Consider the following 16894-nt stretch of genomic DNA (forward strand, 5'->3'; position numbering starts at 1 on the left):
ATGAAACACAAAGTAAATGAAATAGATATTGCGCATTATCGCTCGCTTGCGCTCCAGCATCAAAAAGAGCATCGACAAGTCCTAGCAAAATTAAAGAAAAAACCGCCCAAAAATCTGGATAAAATGGCATTAGAAATTCACGACTCTGTCTTTTCACGCATTGATTGTCTGACGTGTGCAAATTGCTGTAAGACGCTCGGACCAGACTTAAAAGAAGCAGATATTGAGCGTATTTCAAAGTTTTTACGAATGAAACCCGCAGCATTTGAAGCCACTTATCTTCGTGTCGATGAGGATGGAGATAAAGTCCTCCAAACGATGCCGTGTCCTTTTTTGGGAGCGGATAATTACTGTTCGATTTACGAAGTTCGCCCGAAAGCCTGTCGCGAATTTCCACACACAGATCGAAAAAAAATCTATCAAATTAATCACTTAACGATTCAAAATACCGTTTATTGCCCTGCAGCATACGAATTTGTAGAAGCCTTAAAATATCGTCTGAAATAAATCGCATTTTTGGACGATTTTTTCTTTAACCTCAAGATCTTTCCTAATTCAAATTATTTTTGGTATAATCATTTTTAGATTACTGATTACATTTGAAGGGCAATAATGAAAGAAAAATTTTCAAAAGAATATGGTGAAACCTTTGCAAGGTTGAGAGAACAGCGCCACTTTTTATTAACTGATTTCAAAGCGGTAGGACTTAGTGTATCAACGCTTTCACGCTTTGAAAATGGCGAGCAGATCTTACGCTATCATCAACTTGATGCTAGCTTAGAATTGATGAAGATAGAAGTAGGAGAGTTTGAGTACTTTACTAATGGTTTTGAGTCAGATTATTTTATTGAGATTTGTAACCAAATCGAAGAAGCAAATTATCAAAAAAATCATGAAAAATTAAGAGAAATCTATGAAGAAAGCACAAAATACAATCAACGCTTGATTTCATTAGCAACAAAAAATCTTTTGAAAGAGTTGACGCCACTTGAAAAAGCAGAGATTAGAGACCATCTTTTTGCCATTACAGAGTGGAGCTTTTTTGAACTGTCCATTCTTTCTTTTGTGATTGAGCAACTCTCAAGTGTGATGCGTGCTTCTATCTTGAAAGATTTTTTAAAAAATAATGTGCATTATATGAGTGTCTCCAAGTATCGCGAAAAAATTTTTCAAATTATTTGTCGTGCTGCAGTGGGAGAAATCCATCATGGCAATAGAGAAATTTCACAAGAACTTCTTGAAAATGTGAACATGCGTTTAAACATAAAGGACGTTTTTCCTCGCTGTATGTATCTTTTTGTCAAAGGCATTTGGGATTATAACTATGGGGAACAAGCTTCTGGGAAACAAGAAATGGAAGATGCAATCGCCGTTTATACAACTTTGGGAAATGGTGTTTTAGCGAGTTACTATCAAGGAATTTATAGACAAGAAACGAAAGTTTTTAAAAAGAAAAATAAAAAAATAAAATAACCATTTTCAGTTCTGAAAACGGTTATTTTTGCGTGGTAAAATGAAATTATAAAAGATGAAACACATAGAAAACTTGCAAGAATTCTATCGTCACAACATTGCTAGTATGAATAAAAAGCTTCAAATTTTATTCATCCCCTTATCAGGAAAAATCTGATTAGAAATTTTGGAGAAAATGTTGTGAACACGAAAAAAGTCTTTATTGGAATGCTTTCTTTATCAGCACTTTTTGTTGCAAGCGCATTTGCAACTTCCGCTCACGTTTTTGCGGATGATACAGTCCCTACAACCCAAGATGTAGCACCAGTGATTGATACAAGTCAAAGCGGAGATAGAACACTTTCAGTTCCTGATGATGCAGATAAAGTCATCAAAGATACGGATAATCAAGTAGAATATCAAGTCAATGATGCGGTAAGCGTTGATAGTAGTTCGGGACCAGATTTAACCGCACCAGTAACTGTGGATAGTCAGATTACTTCGGATAAGGGAGGTACGACAGAGGGAATGACGAGCTATACTGTCAACTTAAATCAGATCGGAAAGCGTTCCGATAGTGCTAGTATAGGAAATTTATTAAATTCTAGTGCAGAATTTCTGGGGAGTATATTTACTACTAAAGCATACGCTGCGACAACGACAAAAGAAATAACAAAAGCGCGTACAATAAAGAAAGATAATAGTCTTGCAGTAAAGGCTTCATTAACACTCTACTGGACTGAAACGACAAATGGGACAACAGGAACAGCTAAAGCAACTAAAATAACGGGAGGTTACAGCAACCAAGATCCCACCATTTCAGTTTTATCTAGCACTTATGCCAATGTTGGAGAAGAAAGTAGAAATTTAATAGTACATCAAAATACTTATTATCCAGGAGCGAATAAAAGTTGGAGTCATAATGTAGATATGCCGTCAATTGATTTTTCGGGGGCAACGAGTATGGAATCAAATTATTATGTCAAACTTCATCGAGGAAAAACGAATTGGACGGTTTGGATGCAAGCGATAGCTTTTGGAGGGTCAGATTATGTAAGTGATCTTAATGGATAAAAAGATTATTGAAAGAAGATTTATTATGAAAAAAATAAAATTGTTTTTGCCAGTGCCACTGACACTACTCTATATTTTTACTTTATTTCTTAAAAATAGAAAAGTTTATTGGTTGGCACAAAATAAATGGTTGAATGGTTGGGAAATTTGGCTACATTTCAGGGAGACGAGTAGTATTGTTGTTTTTGTGTTACTAGTTACGGTGTTATCTTTTTTCCTGTTTAGAAAGTTTAGCCTTTCTCTTTTGTGTTTGTTACTTTCTTCATATATCTTGAAATTTTCAGCTGATGCGGGAGGTTTGTTTTTAGTCACGCGTTTTGGCGGAGAAAATCAAGGAATAACACCTATTTTCTACTTGAATTTTATATTGGGGATTTTTGGTATTATTGCTTGGATTTGCCATGTCATACCAGAAAAGCGAGTGCCGACACGAGTGGTTAAATCAGGGAGCATGAGAGTGCCGATACTTGTGAGTGCTATTTATTTTATGTTTCTGATAGCGACAAGTCGTCTCGATTTTTTGACCTTTTTGGATAAGTCATCATTTGCGGCAGGAGATATAACGCCTGTATTAACTTGGCGACTATTGCTAATCATCTTAGTTGTATTGCTGGTTTTAGCGAATTTATTTTCTAAGTATTGGACATTTCCGATGGTTGTTGCACTTTTTGGGACGTTCAACTTCCGATACATTATGACACTATTGTCTCATTATGGAAATGTAAGTTTTTATGCTTTAGCTCTTTTAGGGAATATTTGTCTTGTGATATGGCTTGTTTATTTTTATAAATTAAATGAAAGAAGATAAGAAGATTTAAACGGACACTATCGCTCCTGTGCTTGCGATTACTTTCTATGCAATGAGTATCGTTTTGATTGTTTATGCTGTGTTGACGGAATTTGAGCTTGTGGGACAGCGGGTAAAAGATAGGAAATAAATAAACAGAAAAAAATAAAATAATTATTTTCAGTTCTGAAAACGGTTATTTTTGCGTGTTATACTAGAAGCATGAAAGATAAAGTACATTGCGAGTGGGGATAAAAAGACTTCAAAATTTTTATCCCTACCTTTGTCAGAGAAATATGATTAGAAATTTTTGAGAAATGTTATGAACAGGAAAAATCTTTATTGGAACGCTTGCTTTATCATCACTTTTTTAGGAGATAAAAATGAAAAAAACTATAAAATACATCATTGCTATATTTCTTTCCTTGCTTTATCTGTTCAGCCTGTTTCTACCCAATCACGAGAATACTTGGGAGCTACAAACGAACTTTTTTAATGGTTGGCAGATGATGGCGAAGTATCCCAACGGTGCGATTATTTTTGCGCTGGGGCTGTTGTTTTGCTTGATTTCTCTTGTTTTCTTTCGAAAACTGGTTGTGCCTGCTTTTTGTGCGTTGCTTTCACTTTTTGTTCTTAAAACATCGTTAGAGATTGGTGGGATTGATTTGTTAATGACTTTTGGTGGAAAATCTGAGTATGGTTGGGGTGTTTTGCTTGGTTTTCTGTCAGGATTTTTGGCAATTACAGCTTGGATTGTATGCTTTCAGGGGAAAGTTGAGTTGGATGAAAATGCAGTGATCAGATGGCGCTTGCCAGCAGTTGTTTCGGCGATTTATCTGCTTATCTTAGCGATTTTAACTGTGAAAGAGAAGTTTAAAATTATTTCTTTTCTTGATTGGGTTGCACTGCGAAATGGTGATATTGCTCCCTTTGTCCTCTGGCTTTTCTTGCTTATCTTTTTGATTTTGCTGTTTGTTTTGTCTGTGAAATTTTTCAGGAGATGGAGCTTTGCGTTGTCGTTGACCTTACTTGTGAGTTTTTTACATAAATATCTGGACGATTTCTTGGCTCATCTGACACACCCGATTTCTTTCTGGCCGCTTGCTTTGCTTGGTGGGTTTGCGCTGTTGTTATGGGGGCTAGCATTGGTAAAAACCGTGAAAATAAAGGAAAATAGAAAATAAAACATTTTGACAGTTCTGAAAGCGGTTATTTTTGCGTGGTAAAATGAAATTATAAAAGATAAGTAATCCATGGAGGGCAAAAATACAGATAAAAAAATAACAAAAATGTCTTTAACAGTTGTTTTATCACTATTATTTTTCTTTCTTTCTTTTTATAAAATTCTTTGTTTTATTTGGTGAGCAACAGGTCGGAGTGTCCAGAACTCAATTTCTGTTTAATCCTATGGCTAAAGGTAAAGGTAAGATAAAAATAATATTGCTTTGATGTGGAGTGAAACGAAAACAAAAAAGGGTCTCGAAAAGCTACTTAGGAATGTATGCAGATGTTTATGTTACTAAAACTTTATATGAAGTTATCTCTGGTGGGGTGTTCTCTTCTAAAAGTTATGAAACCAATTATTCAGTAAGCAATAAGTATTTAAGGGCATCTCGAAAAACTGTTATTTTTGAGTTTTTCGAGATGCCCTTAAAAGTTGTTTATCCATAAAAAGGCAGGAGGATTTTCTAATGAAAAAAGCATCAAACGATTCAGCAAAAATATTTTTTACTTTAGGTTTACTCATGGCTTTTATAGGCTTTGTCATTGGCATTGAGGGGAGACCTTTGATTTCAAATTATGCCTATGCTTATACTAATCCAGTAAGCCATTTGCTGCAAGAATTACTTCATAGTGGAACATTTTATTTAATGTTACCTTCTCTCATTCCGTTTTTGATTTCTTTCTATTTTTATAGAAAAGAAAAAATTGAAAAATAAGAAATATAATAATCGTTTTCAGTTCTGATATGCCTCCAAAAGTTAAAGTGTTTACTCTAAACTTTTGGGGGGCACATCATATTGGCAACAGGGTTATTTATTTTGTCTTTTTACGGACAATCAAAAAAGAATTAAAATAAAAAAAAACGATCCATTGCTCATATAATTTGCTATAATTGAGTTTGAACAAATAAAAAGTGTTTGAAAAGTTGAATTAAAATTTCTTCTTGATTTTCCCTTTTTATGTCAGTTGTACTGATGTCTTACGATATGGTATTATTATTTGTATAGCAAATACAGGAGAAGATATGGAAACTCTAAAAAAACAGGTAGGGATTAAAGCTGCAGAATTTGTCACATCAGGAATGATTGTTGGGCTTGGAACGGGGTCAACGGCAGCGTTTTTTGTGGAAGAATTGGGACGGCGCGTGGCTGAGGAAGGACTCGATATTATTGGGGTGACCACTTCAAATGAAACCAGTAAACAAGCGCGGCGTTTGGGAATTCCGTTAAAATCGATTGATGAAGTTGATGAGGTTGATTTAACGGTTGATGGAGCCGATGAGATTGATGCAGAACTTAACGGCATCAAAGGTGGCGGTGCTGCGCTTTTGATGGAAAAAATTGTTGCAACATATTCAAAAGACTACATTTGGATTGTTGATGAGCGCAAATTGTCAGATCATTTGGGGACGTTTAAAGTTCCTGTTGAAGTGATTCCGTATGGCTCACAACACGTCTTTCGTCAGTTTGAAAAAGCAGGATATGCACCTACTTGGCGTTTTGTCAGTACTGACAGTAAAGAAAAATTGCTGACAGACATGAATCATTATCTTATTGATTTGCATATTAAAGAGATTCAATCACCTGAAAAATTAGCAGCAGAGTTGGATTTGATGGTGGGAGTAGTTGAGCATGGTTTGTTTAATCAAATGGTCAAAAAAGTGATTGTTGCAGGACATGATGGGATTCGGATCATTGAGAAATAAAAGATAAGAGAATTAAAAAGAGTGAATCCAAAGGACACTCTTTTTTAGAGGTGTTTTTTCCACTGCTCAACGCCCCATTTGTGACTGCCACGTTTGAGTTTTGAGATGGCGGTGTCCACATCAAACCAGAAGATCGTATTAAAATCCTCGAGTGGTGCTTGATCAAATCGAACGGCTTTTGTCTCGTAGATGTAGGCAGGATTATGATAATAAGTATCGCGATGTGAACTGTAAAAATATTCATCAGCTTGTCCAAAATATTGTCCAACCTCAGCATGAACACCAAGTTCTTCAATCAATTCACGTTTGAGTGCCATTTCTTGATTTTCACCAGCCTCGATTCCGCCACCAGGTAAGAAATAAGCTCCGTTTGGTGCTTGAATCAGGCAAATTTCACGGTGATCCAAGCGTGAAACAATCCCATACACACCATAGCGATCGACATAGTCAACATCGGTAATTTTTTCGCCAAAATAAGGAATTTCAGTCATCTTTTTCTCCAAATCTAACCCTTCATTTCACTCAAGGAGTGAGTGAAATAGGTGATGTTTGCAATAATAAACGCTTACAATAAAATTATTTATCACTATTCTATCAAAAACTCTCGAAATTTGATAAAATAAAGTACTAGTGGGAGCAATTGGCTCTGTTCGAGAGGGATACCAAATTGAAAAAATTCAACCTGAGTAAATTAATCATTATTGCCTTAATCATTATCATTGCCGCGCTATCAGCAATTGTCATTTCAGCAAAAAATTTCAAATCGGATAAAAATCCTGCTGCGATGACGCAAGTCATCAATGATGGGACGGGTTTTGTCGATAAAGTGGTCGCAGCACCAATTCATTTTGTTCAAGATCAAGCCAATGTGATCTCAAATTTAATGGATACATATAAGCAAAATGAAAATTTGAAAAAACAACTGTCAGATTTGACAGATGAAAAAAATAAATTGGCTGGGGCAAAGTCTGAAAATAAAGAATTAAAAACAGCGCTCAAGCTTCAAGAAACACTGACGGATTATGAAACGACGTCTGCAAATGTGATTACAAGAAATCCAGCGTCTTGGAATGATACGCTGATTATTGATCGTGGTTCAAAAGATGGGCTTCAAAATAATATGCTTGTTATGGCGAATGGGGGGATTATTGGGCGAGTCAGTCAAGTGAATCCAACCACTGCTAAGGTCTCACTGCTCAGCTCATCAAAAGGAATCGAAAATAAAATTCCTGTTCGTTTGGGTGCGACTGATTCTCCTTCATACGGCATTTTAACGAGTTATGACAGTACACAAAATACTTATCTTATCACTCAAGTGACCACCACAACAAAATTTGAAAATGGTAGTCAAGTCTTTACAAGTGGTCTTGGAGGCGGTGTGGGAAGCGTGCGTGATTTGCTCGTTGGAACAGTCGTGGGTGAGAAAAATGCGACAGATGGTTTAGGGCGTCAAATTTATATCAAACCAGCAAGCAATCTTTATGATATTCGTTTTGTTTCTGTTGTGAAGCAAATGATTGGAGGAAAATGATGAGCCGATTTACGTTTCAATTTTTTACTCCACTTTTACTTTTTTTAATGATGCTACTTGATGGACAATTGACCACTGTTTTTCAAAATTTAAGTGGAGGAACGTTAACGCCAGTTTGCCATTTACTTTTGATTTTTTTGGTTTATTCTGTGACACAGCATCGCCATAGCTACGTCGTGATTGTAGCGCTCTTTTTGGGGGTCGTTTACGACAGTTATTATGTTGGAATTTTGGGGATTGCGACCTTATTACTTCCTCTCATTGCACTTTTTGTATATAATATACAGAGTGCCGTTTTTACTAATCGTTGGACGAGATTGTTTACATTGATTATTATTGTCACTCTTTTTGAGGTAGCGAGCGCCATTATTACGAGCGCTTTTGGGTTTTCAAAGCTCAATTTTCTTGACTTCGTTGTTCATCAATTGGCACCGACGTTACTCCTAAATGTCGTACTTGCAATCATTTTGCAATATCCGTTGGAGTTATTTTATAAGTTAAGGAAAAGTCATCCTCGTTATAATTTGAAATGAAACTGTATCTGTTTTGTAACATATCATTTCAAAAGGAGTGTTATACTTAAATCAATCACCGAACCTAACAGGGAGGAAAGAAAAAATTATCGTTATGAAAAAAAGGATTATCTCTGCATTATTATTATCGACAATCGTCTTATCCGCTGGAGCGAGTGTTTCAGCTGTAAGCGCAGATTCTAGTGATACTGATGCGAAAATTGCTCAACAAGATCAAACTATTTCGAGTGCGCAAGACGCTAAAGCACAAGCTCAAGCACAAATGTCTAGCCTTCAGTCATCTGTTGAGAACTTGAAAGCAAAACAAGCAGATGCCCAAGCGAAACTTGCAGCAACTCAGAAAGCTGCGGATCAATTGAATGCGCAAACTGCTAAACTGAGAGATAGCATTAAACAAAGAAGTATTGCATTGCAAGCGCAAGCGCGCGATGCTCAAGTCAATACCTCAGCTACAAACAACATCACCACTGTTTTGGATTCTAAATCTTTGACAGATGCGATTCAAAAAGTAGTTGCAATGGCAACAGTTTCAGGTGCAAACCAACAAATGTTGCAACAACAAGAGCAAGAAGAAAAAGAATTGCAAGCAAAATTGGTTGCAATGCAAAAAAATGTGGGTGAGTACGATCGTTTGACGTCAACTTTGGCTTCACAAGCTAAAGATTTGTCAGATCAACAAGCACAACTTCAAGTGGCGACAATCAATTATCAATTGACCATCACTACTGCTCAAGACAAGAAAGATTCATTGCTTGCACAAAAAGCTTCAGCAGAAGCAGCAGCTAAAAAAGCTGAAGAAGCAAAAGCTGCTTATGTTGCACAACAACAAGCTGCGCAACAACAAGCCACGCAAAGTGAGTCAAATTCATCAAGTTCGAGTTCATCAAGTTCTGATTCATCAAGTTCAAATTCGAACTCAAACTCGTCAAATTCGAATTCATCAAATTCGAATTCATCAAATTCAAATTCATCAAATTCAAATTCGTCAAATTCAAATTCGTCAAATTCGAACTCATCAAACTCAAACAATAACAAACCGTCGAATCCTGTGAACCCCCCAATAGGTGGAGGATATAACAACTATGCCTTGTATAACTGTACGTGGTATGTTTGGAACTACTTCAACAATAATTACGGAATACAACTTCCTGCATCTTTGGGAAATGGTGCTGATTGGGCTTATTCATTACCTGGCACAAGCAAACACGTTGGTGCAATCGTTTCTTATGCTGGTGGCACATACATCCAATTTGCAAATAACGGTGGTGGATTTAGAACAGCTGCTCGTTATGGTCACGTTGCTGTTGTTACTGCAGTTTATCCTGATGGTTCTTATCAAATCTATAGCGGATCAACTTCAGGTGTGGATTCTTACCACGTCACAGCAAGCACTCCTGCTACATTTGTTTCAGGTGGCGTATAATTTTGTAAATCAAGTTCATTTAAAAGTCTCCTTGTTCGGGAGGCTTTAATTTTATGCTCTTTTTTGCTATAATAAATAGCATGTACACGACTAAAATCGGCTTAGCGCCAGCAATTCATGATAGTTTTATTGCATCAGAGCCTTTGGGGCATTTGCTGCAGTCATCAAAATGGCAGGAGATTAAAGACAATTGGAATTCTGAGATTATTGGTTTTTTTGATGATGATCAATTGGTGGCGAGTGTTTCAATTTTGATTCGTCCGTTGCCTTTAGGATTTACAATGCTTTATCTTCCACGCGGCATTGCGATGGATTATGAAAATACAGCATTATTGGATTATATTTTTGAGGCATTAAAAAAATATGGGAAATCACAAAAAGCTATTTTTATTAAATTTGATCCCGCGATACAAAATTTACCTGAAAATGAAAAAGTGATTCAAAAATTAAAAAATTTGGGGGCGAAATGGATGGGATTGACGGCAGAAATGCACGATACAATCCAGCCACGTTTTAATGCGGTAGTGTATAAAGCTGATTTTGATGAGGAAAAATTCAATAAAAAAACGCGTCAAGCATTGCGTAAAGCGAGAAACTCACACACGATTGTCAAATTTGGACGTGATGAATTATTGGATGATTTTTCAGAAATGATTCAAAAAACGGAGCATCGTAAAGGGATTAGCTTGCGCAATCGTGATTATTTTGAAAAATTAGTAGATACTTATCAGGCGGATGCGAATATTACAATGGTTTATTTGGATTTGAAAGCGTTGCTGATTGAAGCACAAACGATGTTTGATCAGGCACAAAAGGCTTTTGAGACCAAAGAAACAACGAATGAAAAGAAGATTAAGCAGCTTGAAAATGCCTGCAGTAAAGCAAAAAAAGATCTGTCAGTACTGACAGATTTGGTTCAAGCAAATGGGGACATTGTTGCAGTCTCGTCAGCACTGACAGTGAATTTTGGGACGCACACAGAGCATTTGTATGCAGGCACAGATACAGATTATCAGAAATATTATACGGCTTATTTGGCATGGTTCGAATCTATCCAGTACATGTTTGATCGGGGTGCTGAGACGGTCAATATGGGAGGATTGGAAAATTCGTTACTTGAAACAGATGGACTATTGAAATTTAAGAAAAATTTCAATCCTAAGATCGAAGAGTATGTTGGCGAATTTGATATTCCAGTCTCTCGCTTGCTCTACCCTATCGTAAACAAGCTTTATATGATGCGCAAAACACGCATCTAAAGAGAGGAAAAAACGATGACAGAAGAATTCCAAGCGATAATCGTGGGTTCTGACATAAGTGCTTATGCCTTTGCACGTGAATTAAATGATGAATATGGCATTAAACCAATCATCTTTAGTCGATTTTCACAAACCGTTTTGATTGATTCACAAATTATCACACCTTATCAAGCGGATACATCAACGGATGAAAAAACGATTACGGCATTGCTTGAATTAGGTGAAAAATTAAAATCAGAAGCACCATTACAAAAACGCTTTTTACTTGCGAATTCGGACAACTTGATTGTGTTGTTGGCTGAAAATCGTCAAAAATTGGAAGCTTATTATATTGTTCCGACACCTGCGCTGGATGCAATTGCAAAAGTGGCAGATAAACAGTCTTTTGAGACATTAGCGACTGCTGTGGGAATGAAGGTTCCTGGTTCATTTTATGTTCATTTTTCGGAAGTGACAAAAGAAAATGTGAATCAATTTCTTCCTTCTAGTGATTTTGTTTATCCTTTGATTGCAAAACCAGCGAACAGTTCAGAATATGACTTGCTTCGCTTGAATCATGGCTTTAAAAAAGTTTATGTCATTACTGACGAAAAAGAATTGCTTGATTTGTGGCATGCGTTGTATGATGCGGGATTTAAAGATAAGTTTATTGTTCAAAAGTTCGTGAAAGGCGCTGAAACTGCACTTTTTTCAATTACGACTTACGTGGATTCAAAGGGAGATGTGACGCTATTGAGCTCAGCCCATGTTTTACTTCAAGAACATCAGCCTTCTGCTTTGGGGATTCCTTGTGCGATGATTACGACATCTTATCCTATTTTGTTTGAGCAGGTTCAGCGCTTTTTTGCAGCATTGAAAGCGCAAGGGTTTAACTATTTTGGATTTGCCAATTTTGATGTAAAACGGGATGAAGAAACGGGAGAGTTTTATTTCTTTGAAGTGAACCCAAGGATTGGACGGAATCATTTTTATGTGACTGGTGCAGGAGCAAATCCAATGAAATATCTTGTTTCTGATATTATCGAACATCATCCTCTCACACGCATGGTGACGTCAAAAAAGACACTTTATACGATTATTCCAAAATTTCTTTTATTGCGCTACATCGATGATCCAGCATTGAAAAAGGAAATCAATGCGTTGTATCGACAAAAGAAAGTGATCAATCCAACATTAAACAAAAATGATAATCGTCTGAAGCGTCGAATTTATCAATATTTATCAATGCTAAAGCAAGTCAAGAAATTTAAAACATATTATCCTAAATTAACAAAATCAGGATTCTGATTTCACTCATTTTGAGAGGAGAAAAACAATGGAAAAAAAGAAAAAACGGCGGTGGCCACTCAATCTTGTGATTATTCTCTTGTTTTTGGCTGGTATCGCCCTCATTTTTAATAGTCCTATCCGAGATTTTATCATTTCGCAAAACTCAAGTCGTTACCATCTTGCAAAAGTTTCGCGGACAGAAATTGAAAAAAATGAGAAGAAAAAAGTTTCTTATGATTTTAATGCCGTGAATGCGTTGAGTTTTCAGTCTGTTTTAGCGGCTCAGCTTAATGATCAGCCACTTCCAGTGATTGGCGGTGTTGCGCTTCCAGATGTGAATATTAATCTGCCGATTTTTAAAGGCGTCAATAACACCTCGCTTATGTATGGCGCAGGGACGATGAAGCCTGATCAAGTGATGGGGCAGGGAAATTATGCCTTAGCCAGTCACACGTCAAGTGGGTTTGCGGGGATTAATCAAGGGAATTTATTCACGCCGCTTCAGCACGTGAAAGATGGAATGATGATTTATATTACGGATAAAGCAAATATCTATGAGTATAAAATTACCAGTGTTCGAGTGCTCAATCGGAGTCATATCGAGGTGATTAACGATCAAGCGAATCGAAAGATGGTGACTTTGGTGACTTGTGAAACGCGAGGCTCTGAGGATCGAATCATTGTTCAAGGCGATCTGACAAAAGAAATTGCTTTTTCATCTGCTCCTAAAGATGTTTTGAAAGCTTTTGAGTTGGATTATAATGTGTATTACAAACCAGGGCAATAAAAACGGACATCATGTGTGAAAATTAGCACTCTAATAAAAAGAGTGCTAATTTTTTTGCTAATTTTAAGAAAAAGTGTTAAAATAAGGCTATTGAAAAAAATATGATAAAGGACTAGATATGGATAATACAGAATTTTATGAACGCTTGGGTGTGGATAAAAATGCCAACTCAGATGAAATTAAAAAAGCTTATCGCAAAATGTCAAAAAAGTATCATCCGGATTTGAATAAAGAAGCGGGTGCTGAACAAAAATATAAAGATGTTCAAGAAGCTTATGAAACACTTTCGGACGATCAAAAACGCGCAGCTTATGATCAATATGGCTCAGCAGGTGCAAATGCTGGTTTTGGCGGTGGTAATGGTGGCGGCTTTTCTGGCTTTAGTGGCGGGGGCAGTGGTTTTGGCGGTTTTGAGGATATTTTCTCAAGTTTCTTTGGTGGTGGCGGCGCTCAAGTCAATCCTAATGCACCACGACAAGGAGATGACCTTCAATATCGGATCAATTTGAAATTTGAAGAAGCGATTTTTGGTGTGGAAAAAGAAATCAAATATAATCGTGAAGAATTGTGTCATACGTGTGCTGGTTCTGGAGCAAAGGCTGGAACACACGCACAAACCTGCCATAAATGTAATGGTCGTGGCCAAATTAATGTGGTTCGCGACACGCCAATTGGTCGGATGCAATCGACTCAAGTCTGTGATGTTTGTCATGGTACAGGAAAAGAAATTAAAGAACCTTGCCCAACATGTCATGGAACTGGACATGAAAAAGTGGCTCACACAGTGAAAGTGACTGTCCCAGCTGGAGTAGAATCTGGACAACGCATGCGTTTACAATCTCAAGGAGATGCAGGAACAAATGGCGGAGGGTATGGTGATTTGTACGTGATTTTCCAAGTTGCTGCCTCAGATAAATTTGAGCGAGACGGTTCTGAGATTTATTATCAAATGCCACTTGAATTTGTTCAAGCAGCATTGGGCGATGAAATCGAAGTTCCGACGGTTCACGGAAATGTTAAATTGAAAATTCCTGCAGGAACTCAAACGGGTGCAAACTTCCGACTTAGAGGAAAAGGTGCACCAAAACTTAGAGGTTCAGGGAATGGGGATCAATACGTTGTGATCAACATTACGACACCTAAGAATTTGAATAATTCACAAAAAGAAGCGCTGCAAGCTTTTGCAAAAGCCAGCGGTGTTGAGATGTCGAGTGGAAAAAAAGGATTCTTTGATAAATTTAAATAAAAATGAATTCTGTCAGTACTGACAGAATTTTTTAATGCAATGACACGTCATTTTTGGTATAATAAGGCTTATGAAATTGGATAATTATAAACCAGATGAGTTGATTGAAGCGGTCTATCAGCTTGATAGCAAGAGTTTGAAAAAAATGGGAATCAAAGCGGTCATGGTTGATTTGGATAATACCTTAATTGCGTGGAATAATCCTGATGGGACAAAAGAACTTTTGGATTGGCTAAAAGAAATGCGCGAGAATCACATTAAGGTGATTGTTGTTTCAAATAATAAAGCTTCACGTGTTGCTCGAGCTGTGGAAAAGTTCGGAGTGGATTATATTTCTCGGGCGATGAAACCATTTGCTTTTGGGATTAATAAAGCATTAAAACAATTTGGTGAACAACCAAAAGAAGTTGTGATGGTCGGAGATCAGCTGATGACGGACATTCGTGCTGCACATCGTGCTGGAGTCAAATCGATTCTTGTCAAACCCTTGGTTTCTTCTGACGCGTGGAATACCCAATTCAATCGGTGGCGTGAGCGGCGCATGTGGAAAAAATTGATTGCAAGGGATGGAAAGCCCGTGTGGAAAACAAAATTATAAAGAGGATGTAGCGTCCTCTTTTTTATTTAAAAAGCAGTGGAAAAAAGAAATACACAAGATTAAGCTTGATTTTAGGCGATTATGAGAAAAGTTATTCACAGTTATCCACAAAAAATAGGTACCTTTCCACAATCTTGTGGAAAACTGTGTAAAACTCTGTGGAAAAGCATCAAAAAAACCTGTCAGTACTGACAGGTTTTAAAATAGAAAAAATTGCTTTGCTCACTTGTCAAAATAGCCACGTTCACGATACCATTGATCAGGTTGCCAATGCCAAGTTCGTCCATCTTTGTTAAGTAAATCAAATGCTTCTTTGGGTCCCATGGAGCGTGCGGGATAGGTTGGAAGAGGATCAGATTGTGCATCCCATGCATTTCTGATCACATCAATCAGCTCCCATGCACGTGCCGCTTCTTCCCAGTGTGAGAAATTTGTGCCATCGCCTTTTAAGACATCAAGAAATAATTTTTCGTATGCTTCAGGAGAATTTCCTAGAAATTCAGAATCATGGCGATAACTCAAACGCAAGGGATCCAATTGGAATCCCTGACCAGCGGCTTTTCCGTTGACGGATAAAGAGAATCCTTCAGTCGGTTGAATATAAATCGTTAAAACATTTTGCACGGGTTCATCACAAGAGCCTTCGAATAAGTTATTTTTTGATTTCTTGAAAATGATGTTAATCCGCGTTCCTTTTTCTGTCATCCGCTTTCCTGAGCGAACATAAAAGGGAACACCCTCCCAACGTTCGTTATCAATGAGAAATTTCCCAGCAGCAAACGTTTCTGTGCGGCTGTCAGTACTGACAGCTTCCTCATCTTTATACGCGAGATAAGTTTCACCATCAAATTTGCCAGAAGCATACTGTCCACGTACAAAATTTTCTAGTGCTTGTGTGGAGGAGTACTGACGAATTGCACCCAATGCTTTTACTTTCTCTTTGACGATATGAGCCTCATCAAACGCCTCTGGCTTTTCCATTGCAATCAGACTGAGCACCTGTAAAACGTGGTTTTGGATCATGTCCTTTAAGGCACCAGAAGTTTCATAATATCCAGCACGATCCTCAACACCAATAAACTCAGCAAACGTGATTTGAACGTTGTCGATGTGCTTGCGATTCCACAAGGATTCAAAAATTGGATTTGCAAAGCGAACCGCAGAAACAGCTTGAATCATTTCTTTTCCTAAATAATGGTCAATTCTAAAAATTTGTTCTTCAGTAAATACTTTTGAAAGACTGTCATTGAGTGTTTTTGCTGTTTCATAGCTTGTCCCAAACGGTTTTTCAATGACGATTCGCTCAAATCCTTTGCCATTTAAAATGCCTTGAGATTTTAAATGCTCTGCAATGGTTCCAAAGAATTGAGGGGCCATCGCCAGAAAAAAAACTTGATTTCCAGCTGTTTTGTATTGATTTTCCAATGTTTCGCCCAATTTTTTTAAGGTGACATAATGCTTTGCATCAGAAACGTCATGACTTTGATAATAAAAATGGCTTGCAAAAGCTTGCGCTTCAGTCTTTGAACGCATCAAATCTTTGATTGAATCAAGCACGACAGTACGATAAAATTCATCAGACCATGCTCGACGTGCCGTTCCAATCACGGCAAAATTATTTTCTAACTCACCTTTTTTGTAAAGTCTAAAAAGAGAGGGGTAAAGTTTACGCTTTGCCAAATCTCCAGTTGCTCCAAAAATGGTAAATAGTACTGATTGAGTCTCAGTCATCTCTTCTCCTTTAATTTAAGTGTCAACCGATGTGTAAACTTATTGTCAACCAAGTTGACAGATTAAGTAGAGATCGGTTACACATCATTTTCGGCATAATCAATATACTCATCCACATAATCCAAATATTCTTTTTGTAGCTGAGTTTTTAACGCTTGAAATTCCAACTCTGTGTACTCTCGTTGCGTAATTTTGGCATTATAAAAAGGTAAATTTAACTCTTTTCTTAGTCGCGTTTCAACTTCGTCTTTTGTCATAAAAAACCTCCATTTTAA

Annotated in this window: 18 protein-coding genes; 15 read left to right on the forward strand and 3 right to left on the reverse strand. The window is 37.1% G+C overall.

Annotation, left to right across the window (positions count from 1 at the left end):
* The 7 genes from GHI93_RS07245 (at position 1) to rpiA (ending at position 6242) form a co-directional block, all read left to right on the forward strand.
* On the forward strand, positions 1 to 507 hold the full coding sequence (locus tag GHI93_RS07245; protein WP_153496388.1) for a YkgJ family cysteine cluster protein: 507 nt from the start codon (positions 1 to 3) through the stop codon (positions 505 to 507).
* A gap of 105 nt (positions 508 to 612) precedes the next feature.
* Entirely contained in the window at positions 613 to 1473 is an 861-nt protein-coding gene (locus GHI93_RS07250) for an Rgg/GadR/MutR family transcriptional regulator (RefSeq protein WP_153496389.1), read from the forward strand.
* A gap of 180 nt (positions 1474 to 1653) precedes the next feature.
* The gene (locus tag GHI93_RS07255) at positions 1654 to 2526 is read left to right on the forward strand and encodes a hypothetical protein (RefSeq protein ID WP_153496390.1); all 873 of its coding nucleotides are present in this window, start codon (positions 1654 to 1656) and stop codon (positions 2524 to 2526) included.
* Positions 2519 to 3334 (forward strand): hypothetical protein, encoded by an 816-nt coding sequence (locus GHI93_RS07260; protein WP_153496391.1) that lies wholly within the window; start codon positions 2519 to 2521, stop codon positions 3332 to 3334. Before GHI93_RS07255 ends, GHI93_RS07260 begins: the two co-directional genes overlap by 8 nt.
* 362 nt (positions 3335 to 3696) lie before the next feature.
* A complete protein-coding gene (locus GHI93_RS07265; RefSeq protein ID WP_153496392.1) occupies positions 3697 to 4497 on the forward strand; it encodes a hypothetical protein in 801 nt (266 codons plus the stop codon).
* Positions 4498 to 5004: 507 nt separating this feature from the next.
* Entirely contained in the window at positions 5005 to 5253 is a 249-nt protein-coding gene (locus GHI93_RS07270; RefSeq protein WP_153496393.1) for a hypothetical protein, read from the forward strand.
* A 308-nt stretch (positions 5254 to 5561) separates the two neighbouring features.
* Entirely contained in the window at positions 5562 to 6242 is a 681-nt protein-coding gene (gene rpiA, locus GHI93_RS07275; RefSeq protein WP_153496394.1) for a ribose-5-phosphate isomerase RpiA, read from the forward strand.
* Between the two features lie 44 nt (positions 6243 to 6286).
* Here the strand turns inward: rpiA and GHI93_RS07280 are convergent, their stop codons facing one another.
* Positions 6287 to 6733, reverse strand: coding sequence for an NUDIX hydrolase (locus tag GHI93_RS07280; RefSeq protein ID WP_153496395.1), 447 nt, complete (start codon positions 6731 to 6733; stop codon positions 6287 to 6289).
* Positions 6734 to 6909: 176 nt separating this feature from the next.
* Between GHI93_RS07280 and mreC the strand changes: the two genes are divergently transcribed.
* From mreC to GHI93_RS07320, 8 genes are all read left to right on the forward strand, one after another.
* Positions 6910 to 7773 (forward strand): rod shape-determining protein MreC, encoded by an 864-nt coding sequence (gene mreC, locus GHI93_RS07285; protein WP_153496396.1) that lies wholly within the window; start codon positions 6910 to 6912, stop codon positions 7771 to 7773.
* Positions 7773 to 8306: a rod shape-determining protein MreD gene (mreD, locus tag GHI93_RS07290; protein ID WP_153496491.1), complete on the forward strand. Its 534-nt coding sequence runs from the start codon at positions 7773 to 7775 to the stop codon at positions 8304 to 8306. The genes mreC and mreD overlap by 1 nt, the downstream gene beginning before the upstream one ends.
* Before the next feature lie 94 nt (positions 8307 to 8400).
* Positions 8401 to 9729, forward strand: coding sequence for a coiled-coil domain-containing protein (locus GHI93_RS07295; protein ID WP_153496397.1), 1329 nt, complete (start codon positions 8401 to 8403; stop codon positions 9727 to 9729).
* A gap of 80 nt (positions 9730 to 9809) precedes the next feature.
* The gene (locus GHI93_RS07300; RefSeq protein WP_153496398.1) at positions 9810 to 10988 is read left to right on the forward strand and encodes a peptidoglycan bridge formation glycyltransferase FemA/FemB family protein; all 1179 of its coding nucleotides are present in this window, start codon (positions 9810 to 9812) and stop codon (positions 10986 to 10988) included.
* Positions 10989 to 11003: 15 nt separating this feature from the next.
* Entirely contained in the window at positions 11004 to 12275 is a 1272-nt protein-coding gene (locus GHI93_RS07305; protein WP_153496399.1) for a carboxylate--amine ligase, read from the forward strand.
* A 28-nt stretch (positions 12276 to 12303) separates the two neighbouring features.
* Complete coding sequence (locus GHI93_RS07310; RefSeq protein ID WP_153496400.1) at positions 12304 to 13044, forward strand: class A sortase; 741 nt, start codon at positions 12304 to 12306, stop codon at positions 13042 to 13044.
* 118 nt (positions 13045 to 13162) lie between these two features.
* On the forward strand, positions 13163 to 14290 hold the full coding sequence (gene dnaJ, locus GHI93_RS07315) for a molecular chaperone DnaJ (RefSeq protein ID WP_153496401.1): 1128 nt from the start codon (positions 13163 to 13165) through the stop codon (positions 14288 to 14290).
* A 70-nt stretch (positions 14291 to 14360) separates the two neighbouring features.
* Positions 14361 to 14888: a YqeG family HAD IIIA-type phosphatase gene (locus GHI93_RS07320; RefSeq protein ID WP_153496402.1), complete on the forward strand. Its 528-nt coding sequence runs from the start codon at positions 14361 to 14363 to the stop codon at positions 14886 to 14888.
* Between the two features lie 222 nt (positions 14889 to 15110).
* Here GHI93_RS07320 and zwf read toward each other — a convergent pair whose 3' ends face one another.
* Both zwf and GHI93_RS07330 read right to left on the reverse strand, forming a co-directional pair.
* Entirely contained in the window at positions 15111 to 16619 is a 1509-nt protein-coding gene (zwf, locus tag GHI93_RS07325; RefSeq protein ID WP_153496403.1) for a glucose-6-phosphate dehydrogenase, read from the reverse strand.
* Positions 16620 to 16696: 77 nt separating this feature from the next.
* On the reverse strand, positions 16697 to 16876 hold the full coding sequence (locus tag GHI93_RS07330) for a hypothetical protein (RefSeq protein WP_153496404.1): 180 nt from the start codon (positions 16874 to 16876) through the stop codon (positions 16697 to 16699).
* Positions 16877 to 16894 lie beyond the last annotated feature (18 nt).

Origin of the sequence: Lactococcus hircilactis (genome assembly GCF_009601015.1) — a bacterium.
Taxonomy (GTDB): Bacteria; Bacillota; Bacilli; order Lactobacillales; family Streptococcaceae; genus Lactococcus; species Lactococcus hircilactis.